Source organism: Aquibium sp. A9E412, assembly GCF_030398335.1.
Lineage (GTDB): Bacteria > Pseudomonadota > Alphaproteobacteria > Rhizobiales > Rhizobiaceae > A9E412.
Map to the genome: position 1 here is coordinate 22,333 of NZ_JAOAOP010000041.1, position 11,344 is coordinate 33,676.

The 11,344-nt window shown below is 72.6% G+C and carries 10 protein-coding genes and 3 tRNA genes; 11 read left to right on the forward strand and 2 right to left on the reverse strand.

The window, feature by feature from the left end; translation table 11 throughout:
* Positions 1–66: 66 nt before the first annotated feature.
* A tRNA-Thr gene (locus N1F89_RS14190) sits at positions 67–142 on the forward strand.
* 46 nt (positions 143–188) lie between these two features.
* Here the strand turns inward: N1F89_RS14190 and N1F89_RS14195 are convergent.
* A complete protein-coding gene (locus N1F89_RS14195; protein WP_290084831.1) occupies positions 189–1,094 on the reverse strand; it encodes a LysR substrate-binding domain-containing protein in 906 nt (301 codons plus the stop codon).
* A 93-nt stretch (positions 1,095–1,187) separates the two neighbouring features.
* On the opposite strand from N1F89_RS14195, the gene N1F89_RS14200 reads away from it, so the two are divergent.
* The 7 genes from N1F89_RS14200 (at position 1,188) to N1F89_RS14230 (ending at position 9,732) form a co-directional block, all read left to right on the forward strand.
* Positions 1,188–2,753, forward strand: a complete 1,566-nt coding sequence (locus N1F89_RS14200) for a trimethylamine methyltransferase family protein (protein WP_290084832.1) — start codon at positions 1,188–1,190, stop codon at positions 2,751–2,753.
* A 116-nt stretch (positions 2,754–2,869) separates the two neighbouring features.
* Positions 2,870–4,054, forward strand: coding sequence for a mandelate racemase/muconate lactonizing enzyme family protein (locus tag N1F89_RS14205; protein ID WP_290084833.1), 1,185 nt, complete (start codon positions 2,870–2,872; stop codon positions 4,052–4,054).
* A 136-nt stretch (positions 4,055–4,190) separates the two neighbouring features.
* Positions 4,191–6,248: an NADH:flavin oxidoreductase gene (locus tag N1F89_RS14210; protein WP_290084834.1), complete on the forward strand. Its 2,058-nt coding sequence runs from the start codon at positions 4,191–4,193 to the stop codon at positions 6,246–6,248.
* A gap of 99 nt (positions 6,249–6,347) precedes the next feature.
* Positions 6,348–7,202 (forward strand): MaoC family dehydratase N-terminal domain-containing protein, encoded by an 855-nt coding sequence (locus tag N1F89_RS14215; protein WP_290084836.1) that lies wholly within the window; start codon positions 6,348–6,350, stop codon positions 7,200–7,202.
* Between the two features lie 87 nt (positions 7,203–7,289).
* On the forward strand, positions 7,290–7,622 hold the full coding sequence (locus tag N1F89_RS14220) for a hypothetical protein (protein ID WP_290084837.1): 333 nt from the start codon (positions 7,290–7,292) through the stop codon (positions 7,620–7,622).
* Between the two features lie 147 nt (positions 7,623–7,769).
* Positions 7,770–8,522, forward strand: a complete 753-nt coding sequence (locus tag N1F89_RS14225; protein WP_290084838.1) for a L,D-transpeptidase — start codon at positions 7,770–7,772, stop codon at positions 8,520–8,522.
* Positions 8,523–8,703: 181 nt separating this feature from the next.
* Positions 8,704–9,732 (forward strand): PRC-barrel domain-containing protein, encoded by a 1,029-nt coding sequence (locus N1F89_RS14230; RefSeq protein ID WP_290084840.1) that lies wholly within the window; start codon positions 8,704–8,706, stop codon positions 9,730–9,732.
* A 168-nt stretch (positions 9,733–9,900) separates the two neighbouring features.
* Here N1F89_RS14230 and N1F89_RS14235 read toward each other — a convergent pair whose 3' ends face one another.
* Positions 9,901–10,779 (reverse strand): RNA methyltransferase, encoded by an 879-nt coding sequence (locus N1F89_RS14235; protein WP_290084841.1) that lies wholly within the window; start codon positions 10,777–10,779, stop codon positions 9,901–9,903.
* Between the two features lie 176 nt (positions 10,780–10,955).
* Here N1F89_RS14235 and N1F89_RS14240 point away from each other — a divergent pair.
* The 3 genes from N1F89_RS14240 to N1F89_RS14250 form a co-directional block, all read left to right on the forward strand.
* Positions 10,956–11,040, forward strand: a tRNA-Tyr gene (locus N1F89_RS14240).
* A 22-nt stretch (positions 11,041–11,062) separates the two neighbouring features.
* Positions 11,063–11,136 (forward strand) — tRNA-Gly (locus N1F89_RS14245).
* A gap of 113 nt (positions 11,137–11,249) precedes the next feature.
* Positions 11,250–11,344, forward strand: a 95-nt coding sequence (locus N1F89_RS14250; RefSeq protein ID WP_032936484.1) for a GTP-binding protein, incomplete at its 3' end; no start/stop codon positions are given.

Consider the following 11,344-nt stretch of genomic DNA (forward strand, 5'->3'; position numbering starts at 1 on the left):
CGTGGGCCGGCCGCGGCCGGCTTTGCCGTTTTCCCGCCGCGCGCTTTGTGCTAACGCATCGCCCGTGCCCTTGTAGCTCAGTTGGTAGAGCACCTGATTTGTAATCAGGGGGTCGCGGGTTCGAGTCCTGCCGGGGGCACCACAAACCGCTTTGTACGCCCCGCGCGCCGGCGTGGCGGTCGCGCTGGTCATGCCTCCTGCGCGCACAGCCAGTCGCGCACGCGGCGCGCCGGCTCGCTCAGCGTCGTGTCCTTCGGCCAGGCGACGTGGAAGTGCTTGCCGGTGACCAGCACGCCGTCGAGCGGGCGGATCAGCACGCCTTCCTCGACCAGCCGGTCGGTCAGGTGGCGCCAGCCGAGCGCGATGCCCTGGCCGGCGATCACCGACTGGATGACCAGCACGTAGTCGTTGATGCGCAGGCCGCCGAGGCCGTGCCGGGCGTCGACGCCGGCCGCGGCGAGGAAGTCGCGCCAGGTGGTGGCCGGCCGGAACGGCTCCTCGAGATGGATCAGGCTGTGGCCGGCGAGCTCCTCCACGCAGCCCGGCAGGCCGTGCCGGGCGGCGTAGCCCGGGCCGCACACGGCATAGATCTCCTCCGGCGCCAGCGGCTGCAGGGCGTAGTGCGGCCAGTCGGCGGCGCTGCCGCCGCGGATGCCGAGCGAGATGCGCTCGGCCACCAGGTCGAGGTCGCGGTCGGCGGTCTGGATGCGCAGGTCGATGCCCGGCACCTCCTGGCGGAACCGTTCCAGCCGCGGCACCATCCAGTAGGCGGCGAACGCGGTCGAGGCCGACAGCGTCACGTGCACGCCGGTCGCCTGGGCGCGCAGCGCCTCGGCCGACTTGTGGATGTGCGACAGGCCGAGCGCCACGTCGGCCAGGAAACGGCCGCCGGCCTCCGTCAGTCGCACGCGGCGGTGCTCGCGGAAGAACAGCGTCGTCGAGAGCTGCGCCTCCAGCCGGCCGATCGCATAGGACACCGCGGCCTGCGACATGCCGAGCTCGCGCGCCGCCGCGCTGAAGCTCGACAGCCGGCCGGCCGCCTCGAAGACGACGAGGCTGCCGATCGACGGCACGAGGCGACGCAGTGTTTCCATAAGCCGATGTTATCAACTCGATGACTCTTTTCCAGCGTCACAAGTCGTTCGCCGGCGCCTAGACTTGCCGTGCAATAAAGACGGAGCGCGGTCATGGTCCTGGCGGAGCAGACGACGGACGGCGTGACGCCGGCGCGGCGCGAGCGCGGCGGGCGCGGCGCTCGGCGCCAGCAGCGCAGCCAGGCCGGCCACGGGCCCGGCCGCCCCTTCATCCGACGCGCCATCCCGACCTACGACGTGATGTCGGAGGAGAACCTGGTGCGCATCGAGCGGACCGCCGAGCGCATCCTCGCCGAGGTCGGCATCGAGTTCCGCGACGACCCGGTGGCGCTCGACCACTGGCGCCGCGCCGGGGCTGAGGTCGAGGGCCAGCGCGTGCGCTTCGAGCCCGGCCTCCTGCACGCGGTGCTGCGGACCGCGCCGCGCGTCTTCACCCAGCACGCCCGCAACCCGCAGAAATCGGTCGAGATCGGCGGCGACGCGGTGGTCTTCGCGCCGGCCTACGGCTCGCCCTTCGTCATGGACCTCGACCGCGGCCGCCGCTACGGCACGATCGAGGACTTCGAGAACTTCGTGAAGCTGGCGCAGGCCTCGCCCTGGCTGCACCATTCGGGCGGCACGATCTGCGAGCCGGTCGACCTGCCGGTCAACAAGCGCCATCTCGACATGGTCTATGCCCACATCCGCCATTCCGACCGGCCGTTCATGGGCTCGGTGACGGCCGAGGAGCGGGCGGAGGATTCCATCGCCATGGCGCGGCTCGTCTTCGGCGAGGCCTTCGTCGACGACAATTGCGTCATCCTGGGCAACGTCAACGTCAACTCGCCGCTGGTCTGGGATGCGACGATGACGACGGCGCTGCGCGCCTATGCGCGCGCCAACCAGGCGGCCGTCGTCGTGCCCTTCATCCTGGGCGGCGCGATGGGGCCGGTGACCAATGCCGGCGCCATCGCCCAGGCGCTGGCCGAGACGATGGCCGGCTGCGCGCTCGCCCAGCTCGAGCGGCCCGGCGCGCCGGTCGTGTTCGGCAACTTCCTGTCGTCGATGTCGCTGCGCTCCGGCTCGCCGACCTTCGGTACGCCGGAGCCGGCGATCGGCTCGATGGTGGTCGGCCAGCTCGCCCGCCGGCTCGGCCTGCCGCTGCGCTGCTCGGGCAACTTCACCACCTCCAAGCTGCCCGATGCGCAGGCGATGAACGAGGGCACCATGGCGATGCTGGCCGCCGTGCAGTGCGGCGCCAACTTCGTGCTGCATTCGGCCGGCTTCCTCGACGGGCTCCTGTCGATGTCCTACGAGAAGTTCGTCATGGACGCCGATTTCTGCGGCGCGCTGCACAGCTATCTCGACGGCGTGACGGTCGACGACAATGCGCTCGCCCTCGACGCCTTCCGCGAGGTGGGGCCGGGCAACCACTTCTTCGGCTGCGCGCACACCATGGCGAACTATCAGTCCGCCTTCTGGGATTCGGAGATCGCCGACAACGAGCCGTTCGAGAAGTGGCAGGCGGCCGGCTCGACCGACGCCGCGCAGCGCGCCAATGCGCGCTGGAAGAAGACGCTCGCCGAGTTCGAGGCGCCGCCGCTCGACCCGGCGATCGACGAGGCGCTGCGCGATTTCATGGCGCGCCGCAAGGCGGCCGCCGACGACGCCTGGTACTAGACGATGCCGGGACGGGTGCAGCCGTGGCGCGCCATCGTGGCCTGCCGATCGGACCTTTGCGACGGTCTCGCGCCGGGCGGCACCGCTCGGCCGCGGCCGGCGCCTGGAGACGCCGCATGAAGATCACCGCCATCCGCGTGACCCATGTCAACGTGCCCTTCGACGCGCCGTTCTGGTGGACCGCCGGGCTCTACGGCGGCGCCTCGAAGTCGATCATCGAGGTGGAGACGGATGCCGGCGTCGTCGGTCTCGGCGAGGCGCCGTGGTGGCACTTCGGCGCCGTGGTCGAGGCCGAGATCGCGCCGGCGCTGATCGGCGCCGACCCGCTCGACCTGGCCGATTGCGAGAGCCGCGCGGTGCCGCCCTGGCAGATCACCGCCAACACCGGCGAGAACGCGGCCTCCGTCGCCTTCGGCGCGGTCGAGCTGGCGCTGTGGGACATCCGCGGCAAGGTCTTCGACATGCCGCTCTACCGGCTGCTCGGCGGTGCCGTGCGCAAGGACATCCCGTTCTCGGAGTACTTCGCCTTCCGGCCGCGCCAGGGCGAGGCGGGCGGCGAGATGAGCCCGGAGGCGATCGTCGACTACTGCCTGGCGATGCGCGAGGCGCACGGCTCGACCATCTTCGAGGGCAAGCTCATCCTCGGCGATCCGGCGCTCGAGATCCGCACCGTGCGGCTGCTGCGCGAGGCGCTCGGGCCGCAGGCGCAGATCAAGCTCGATTCCAACATGCAGTGGTCGCTGACGACCGCGCGCCGCGTGCTGCGCGAGATCGAGCCCTACGACATCCGCAACTACGAGGACCCGGTCGCCACCTTCGAGGAGATGGCGGCGCTGCGCCAGCATTCCTCGATCCCGTTCTCCACCCATGTGCCGGACCTGCGCCGGGCGGTGGCGCTCGGCGCGCCGGACACCTTCGTGTGCAATTTCGCCGCGCTCGGCGGCCTGTCGAAGGCGCTCCGGTTCATCGCCGCCTGCGAGGCGATGGGCAAGGGGTTCTGGTGCTACTCCAACGACCTGGGCATCATGACGGCGGCCTATCTGCACGTCGTCGCCGCGACGCCGTGGATCACCGAGGCCTCGCAGTCGCTGTTCCGCTGGCAGGTCGGCGACGTCGTCCGCGACGGCCCGTTCCGCCAGGTCGACGACACGGTGCGGGTGCCCGAGGGGCCGGGCCTCGGCGTCGCGCTCGATCCGGCCGCCATGGCGCGCTGGGCCAGGCACTTCGCCGACAACGGGCCGATCAGCCATTTCGTCGATCCCGCTGAGCCCGGCCGCTATCGCCGGCTGCCGCTCGACTGACTATGCTGGCGGTGCCGGCGCAGGGCGGCAGACGGGCCGTGCGGGAGCCGCGCGCCGCCGCGATCGCGGCGACGCGGCGACGGCCGCCAGCGCACGCGCCGCGCCGGCGCACATGCGATCGCTAGCCGGAGGACCCATGTCGGCCCGTCAACTGAGCCAGGACCCGCTCTTGCAGCCCTACCGGCTGAAGCATTTGACCTTCAAGAACCGGGTGATGTCGACCGCGCACGAGCCGGCCTATTCCGAGGACGGCATGCCGACCGCGCGCTACCGGCTCTACCACGCCGAGAAGGCGAAGGGCGGCATGGCGCTCACCATGACGGCCGGCTCGGCGCTGGTCAGCCGCGACAGCCCGCCCGCCTTCGGCAATCTGCATGCCTGGGACGACGCCATCGTGCCGTGGCTGTCCGAGCTCGCCGAGGCGTGCCACGAGCACGACTGCAAGGTGATGATCCAGCTCACCCATCTCGGCCGCCGCACCGGCTGGAACAAGGGCGACTGGCTGCCGGTCCTGTCGGCCTCGCCGGTGCGCGAGCCGGCCCACCGCGCCTTTCCGAAGGAGGCGGAGGACTGGGACATCGAGCGCATCGTCGCCGACTATGCGGCGGCGGCCGAGCGCTGCCGCGCGGCCGGCCTCGACGGCATCGAGCTCGAGGCCTACGGCCACCTGATGGACAGCTTCTGGTCGCCGCTGACCAACCGGCGCGACGACGCCTTCGGCGGCGCGCTCGACAACCGGCTGCGCTTCACCTTCGCGGTGCTGTCGGCGATCCGCCGCGCCGTCGGGCCGGATTTCGTCGTCGGCGTGCGCATGGTCGCCGACGAGACCGTGGAAAGCGGGCTGACGCGCGCGGAGGGCGTGGAGATCGCCCGCCGGCTGGCCGACAGCGGCCAGGTCGACTTCCTCAACATCATCCGCGGCACGATCGAGACCGACGCCGCGCTCACCCGGGTGATCCCGATCTCCGGCATGGCCAGCGCGCCGCATCTCGACTTCGCCGGCCAGGTGCGGGCGGAGACGAAGTTCCCGGTGTTCCACGCCGCGCGCATCGCCGACGTGGCGACGGCGCGCCACGCCATCGCCGAGGGCAAGCTCGACATGGTGGGCATGACCCGGCCGCACATCGCCGATCCGCACATCGTCGCCAAGGTGATGGCCGGCCAGGAGGACCGCATCCGCCCCTGCGTCGGCGCCACCTACTGCCTCGACCGCATCTACGAGGGCGGCGAGGCGCTGTGCATCCACAACGCGGCGACCGGCCGCGAGGCGACGATCCCGCACGTCGTGGCGCGCAGCGCCGGGCCGGCGCGCCACGTTGTCGTCGTCGGCGCCGGGCCGGCCGGGCTCGAGGCGGCGCGCGTGGCGGCCGAGCGCGGCCATCGTGTCACCGTGCTCGAGGCGGCCTCGCGCGCCGGCGGCCAGGTGGCGCTCGCCGCGCAGAACCCGCGCCGGCGCGAGCTTGTCGGCATCGTCGACTGGCGGCTCGCCGAGCTCGAGCGGCTCGGCGCGACGATCCGCTACGACCACTGGGCGGAGGCCGACGACGTGCTGGCGCTGGCGCCGGACGTCGTCTTCGTGGCGACCGGCGGGCTGCCGCAGACGCCGCCGCTGTCGGCCGGCGACGACCTGGTCACGTCGAGCTGGGACATCGTCGCCGGCAGCGCGCGGCCGGCCGAGACCGTGCTGCTCTACGACGACAATGGCGGCCATCAGGGCATGACGGCGGCCGAGATGATCGCCCGCTCGGGTGCGGCGCTCGAGCTCGTCTCGCCGGAGCGCTTCTTCGCGCCGGAGATGGGCGGCATGAACCACGTGCCCTACATGCGCGCCTTCCACGAGCACGGCGTCACGGTGACCATCAACACGCGGCTCGTCGCGGTGCGCCGCGAGGGCAACGGCCTCATCGCCACGCTCGGCTCGGATTTCGCGCCGGACTGGCGGGCGGAGCGCCGCGTCGACCAGGTGGTGGTCGAGCACGGCACGGCTGCCAACGACGCGCTCTATTTCGCGCTCAAGCCGCATGCGGCGAACCGCGGCGCGCTGGACTACGCGGCGCTGGTCGGGGCGGGCGACATCGCGCCGCCGGTCGACGGCGCGCAGGGCTTCCGTCTCATCCGCATCGGCGACGCGGTCGCCTCGCGCAACATCCACGCCGCCGTCTATGACGGCATCCGGACCGCCATGCGCATCTGACGCGATCTGTGCGCCGGGGGTTGGAGCGCGGCGGCGATTGCCTCTATGACGGCAGCGCGGCGCCACGCGCCGCGCCACGCCGCACGAGGACGGAATGCCATGACCGATACGCTGGACGGAAACGGCGCACAGCGCCGCGTCGAGGACACGATCCGCGCCTGGCCGGCGGCCGCGCTCGCCGCGACGCTGGAGAACGGCTCGCCGGTGCCCGGCGAGGACGGCGCGCTGCCGCCGCTGCGCCACTGGCTGCATTTCCTGCCGATCGAGCCGCTGTCGCGGGCCGGCGCCGACGGCCACGCGGCGACCGGCGGCTTCCTGCCGGACACCGGCCTGCCGCGGCGCATGTGGGCCGGCGGGCGGATCGCCTTCCACCGGCCGCTGCGCGTCGGCGAGCGCGCCGTGCGCACCTCGCGCGTGACCGGCGTCCGGGAGAAGGCCGGGCGCAGCGGGCCGCTCGTCTTCGTCACCGTGGTGCACGAGATCGCCGGACCGGACGGCCCGGCGCTGCGCGAGGAGCAGGACCTGGTCTACCGGGCCGCGCCGCAGGTCGGCGCCGCCGTGCCGCAGGGGCCGGAAGCGCCCGACGACGCAGCCTGGCGCGAGGAGATCGACACCGGCCCGGTGCTGCTCTTCCGCTATTCGGCGCTCACCTTCAACAGCCACCGCATCCATTACGACCATCCCTACGTGACCGGGGTCGAGGGCTATGCCGCCCCGGTGGTGCACGGCCCGCTGATGGCCACGCTGATGGCCGATCTCGCCTGCAAGCAGGCGCCCGGCCGCCGGCTCGCGCGCTTTTCCTTCCGCGGCGTCGCGCCGGCGCTCGCCGGCGAGCCGCTGACGGTGGCCGGCCGGCCGGAGGGCGCCGACGGCGCGGTCTTGTGGACGGCGCAGGGCGGCCGGCTGTGCATGCAGGGCGAGGCGGGCTTCGCCGCGGCGGAGGCCGGCCTGTGACCGTCGGCCGCGCAGTGTTGCGCGAATGCAACGAATCGGCCGGCCCGGCCCACCGTGCCGCCACAATCGGCCGCTAACGCCGGCCTCATGCGCAGCGTGCTCCATCTTCTGACCCTTGCGGTCCTGGCCTTCGGCCTGGTCGTCCACACCGTGGCGGCCGCGCCGGCTGCGCCGGACGGACGCTGCGCCAACCGGGTGGTCGCCGGCCAGCCGGTGCAGCCGATGCTCGCCTCCGAGCCGGCCGGCCTCGCGCAGCCGGCGAGCCTGCCGACGCCCGGCTGCAAGAGCCCGTGGCTGATCGTGTCCGTCGACGTCGTCGCCGGGTCGGCCGACGTGCCGCTCGAGCGCGTCACGGCCTCGCCGCACCCCTCCTGGATGCCCGGCCGCATGCTGCGGCCGCCGATCTTTCTCCGCGTCTGACCGGCCGGCGCCGGCGGCGGGGGCTTTCGGGCCCCGCCACGCCCGGCCGGCCTTGCCACGCAGGTCGCCATGCGGCCCGCGGAACCGGAATCCGACCCGTCGCCGCCGCCCGCGCGGCCGCACGGGCAAGACTCGAGACGAGCATCCATGAGCGAGATCTTCGCACCCGCGCCCGGCGAGGGCGCTCCGAAAGCAGCCCCGTCCAGCAGACCGGCGGCGATCGGCCGCCGCGGCGTCCTTGCCGGCCTCGGCGCGCTGGCGCTGTCGGGCTGCGTGTCGACGCGCCAGCCCGCGCCGCTGCCCGAGCCCAAGCCTGAGCCGAAGCCGGTGGTGCCGGCGATGTACCGGGCGATCCACGACGAGCCGTTTCCGATCCCCGCGGTCGACACGAGCCAGCTCGAGCGCCGCTTCTGGCGCCAGGAGGTCGACTATCCGACCGACGAGGCGGTCGGCACGCTGATCGTCGACACGCCGGCCAAGTATCTCTACCACGTGCGGCCGGGCGGCCGCGCCATGCGCTACGGCATCGGCGTCGGCCGGCAGGGCTTCTCCTGGTCGGGCCGCGCGATCGTCGCCTACAAGCGCGAATGGCCGCGCTGGACGCCGCCCGACGACATGGTCGCGCGCCAGCCCGAGCTCGAGCCCTACAGCATCGACAATGGCGGCATGGACCCGGGACCGCGCAACCCGCTCGGCGCGCGCTCGCTCTACATCCACAAGGACGGCCGCGACACGCTCTACCGCGTGCACGGCACGCCGGAGGCCTGGAGCATCGGCAAGGCGGTGTCGTCGGGCTGCATCCGGCTGATCAACCAGGACATCATCCACCTGCACGACCAGGTGCGCGACGGCAGCACCATCGTGGTCATTCCCGACCCGTCGGCCAACCTGACGGTGTGACGGCACGGCCGGCAGGCGGCGCGGCGCCCGGCGCCCGCCGCCGGCAGGGAGCGGCAGCGTACGCAGGGCCGCGCCGACGGAACCTTCGTCGCCCGGTGGCCATTGACTCCGCGATCGCGGCGCTGCGCGAGGCGCCGGCGCCGTGCGACCGCAAATGTCACCCGAGCGATGGAGGACAGCCGTGAAACATCTGATGCTGCACACCAGCGTGATCGCCCTGCTGATGGGCGGGAGCGCCTTCGCGCAGGACCAGAACCAGACCGGCGAGCAGACCCGGGCCGCCGACACCCAGCAGATGGAGACCCAGGGCGACGGCTCCGGGAACCAGGCCGCCGGCGAGCAGGCGTCCGACCGTCAGGCGACGGGCCAGCAGGCCGCCGACCAGCAGGCAAACGGCGGCCAGAGCCAGGGCGTCGAGGTCATCGCGCTCAATTCCTGGGGCTATGACGATATCTACGCCGAGGGCCTCAGCTACGAGCGCATGATCGACGATGCCGACGTGCTCGGCCCGACCGGCGAGGAGATCGGCGACGTCGAGAACGTGCTGATCGACGACACCGGCCAGGCGGTCGCGCTGATCGCCGAGGTCGGCGGCTTCTGGGACATCGGCGACACCCATGTCAGCGTGCCGTGGTCGGAGATCGAGATCTCCGTCGGCGGCGACGAGATCATGATCCCGGTGCGCGAGGAGACGGTCGACGACTACTGGGTCGGCGACGGCGCGGGCTTCTTCTTCCGCGACGAGGCGCAGAGCGCCCAGGTGGTCGACGACGACCTGCAGACCGGCGCCAATGTGTGGAAGGCGACCGATCTGGTCGGCGACTATGCCTATCTGACCGGCAACGACGCCTATGGCTACGTCAACGACCTGATCTTCACCAGCGACGGCAAGCTCGACGCGGTGGTGGTCAATGCGCGCGGCGCCGGTGCGCCGGGCTACTACGCCTACCCCTACACGGGCTACGGCGTCGGCTGGAACCCCGGTGCGGCCCGCTACGACATGCCCTATGCGCGCGACGACATCGCGGTGATCGAGACCTTCGAGTACGACCGCATGCAGCGCGGCCAGGGCGTCGACACGCAGGCGACCAGCGCCTCGATCGAGGGCAACGCCGATGCCCCCGACATGGAGACCCAGGACATGGGCACGCAGGACATGGACGAGGGCATGGCCGGCGAGGACAGCCGGATCGAGCCGACCAACCAGTAGCCGGGCGTGCGGCCGGCTGCGGTCGCCCCCGCGCGTCGAGCGCCCTGCCGGCTCCCGCCGGCGGGGCGTTTTTTCGCGCGCCGCCCGGTCTGACCGCCGGGTGCCGCCGTCCGGCGGCCCGACCGTGCGGCCCCGAGAGACAGGCCCCGGTGGCGTGCGAGGGGCGCGTCAGCCCTTCGGTGCCGGGCCCGGGCCGCGGTCGAGGTGGCGGCGCGCCACGTGCAGTGCCACGGCCGCAGCGTTCGACACGTTGAGCGAGCGGATGCGGCCGGGCAGCGCCAGGCGCGCCAGCGTGGCGACCGTCTCGCGCGTCTTGTGGCGCAGGCCCTTGCCCTCGGCGCCGAGCACCAGCGCGACGCGCGCGCCGTCCAGCGCGTCTTCGAGATCGTGCGGCGCGTCGGAATCGAGGCCGACGGTCTGGAAGCCGGCCGCCGCCAGCCGCTCCAGCGCCTCGGCCAGGTTGCGCACCTCGAGATGGCCGATCGCCTCCAGCGCGCCGGAGGCGGCCTTGGCCAGCACGCCCGATTCGGCCGGGCTGTGGCGCGCCGTCGTCACCAGCGCGTCGGCGCCGAAGGCGACGGCCGAGCGCATGATGGCGCCGACATTATGCGGGTCGGTCACCTGGTCGAGCACGAGCACCAGCCGCGCCGCGCCGAGCGCGTCGAGCGTCGCCGGCCTGAGCGGCTCGGCCTCGATCGCCACGCCCTGGTGCACGGCCTCGGCGCCGGCGAAGGCGTCGAGCGCGCGCGGCTCGGCGAGCTCGACGGGAAAGGCGAGGGCGGCCGGATCGTCGATCCCGAGCCGGCGGGCGGCGTTGCGCGTCACCAGCATGCGGCGCACCACGCGGGCCGGGTTGTCGAGCGCGGCGCGCACCGTGTGCAGGCCGTAGAGCCGCACCAGCCCGTCGCCTGCTTCGGCGGCCTGCGCGCCGCCGGCACGGCGCTTGCGCACGGGCTGCGGCGGCCCGCCCTTGGCCGCGCGGTGGGCGCGGCGCAGGCGCGCATAGTGGCTGTCCTTGGGGCTGCCCCCGTCTTGGTCGCGGCTCATGGCGCGCCTATATACCGGCTGGCCGGCGCGGTCACCAGCGGCGTGCGGCGGCGGGCGCCGATTTGCCGGAAAATGGCCCGCCGCGCTGTTGACAGCACCAAGGCGCCTCGCCATAAGGCGCAGCGCAGAGACCGCAGTGCCGGTCGCCTGCGCCTCGCGGCCCGGTTCCGTCAGACGGAGGGGTGTCCGAGTGGTTAAAGGAGACGGACTGTAAATCCGTTGGCTATGCCTACGCTGGTTCGAATCCAGCCCCCTCCACCACCGGCCGGACTGCCAGACGCGCGCGGGTATAGCTCAATGGTAGAGCAGCAGCCTTCCAAGCTGAATATGCGGGTTCGATTCCCGCTACCCGCTCCAGCCGGCCGGGCGGCCCGGCGGCACGGCCATTGCGGCCTTGTCTTTTCCCGCCTTTGCCGCTAAGCGCCCCGGCATCGCACACCAACCTGTCACGCCTCCCAAGGGAAGTTGAAATGGCCAAAGGTAAATTTGAGCGCACGAAGCCGCATGTGAACATCGGGACGATTGGTCACGTTGACCACGGCAAGACGTCCCTGACGGCGGCGAT

Coding starts and splice junctions, on each gene's coding strand:
- N1F89_RS14215 (WP_290084836.1), top strand. CDS start 6,348: ATGACCGATACGCTGGACGGAAACGGCGCACAGCGCCGCGTCGAGGAC.
- N1F89_RS14225 (WP_290084838.1), top strand. CDS start 7,770: ATGAGCGAGATCTTCGCACCCGCGCCCGGCGAGGGCGCTCCGAAAGCA.
- N1F89_RS14195 (WP_290084831.1), bottom strand. CDS start 1,094: ATGGAAACACTGCGTCGCCTCGTGCCGTCGATCGGCAGCCTCGTCGTC.
- N1F89_RS14205 (WP_290084833.1), top strand. CDS start 2,870: ATGAAGATCACCGCCATCCGCGTGACCCATGTCAACGTGCCCTTCGAC.
- N1F89_RS14220 (WP_290084837.1), top strand. CDS start 7,290: ATGCGCAGCGTGCTCCATCTTCTGACCCTTGCGGTCCTGGCCTTCGGC.
- N1F89_RS14235 (WP_290084841.1), bottom strand. CDS start 10,779: ATGAGCCGCGACCAAGACGGGGGCAGCCCCAAGGACAGCCACTATGCG.
- N1F89_RS14210 (WP_290084834.1), top strand. CDS start 4,191: ATGTCGGCCCGTCAACTGAGCCAGGACCCGCTCTTGCAGCCCTACCGG.
- N1F89_RS14200 (WP_290084832.1), top strand. CDS start 1,188: ATGGTCCTGGCGGAGCAGACGACGGACGGCGTGACGCCGGCGCGGCGC.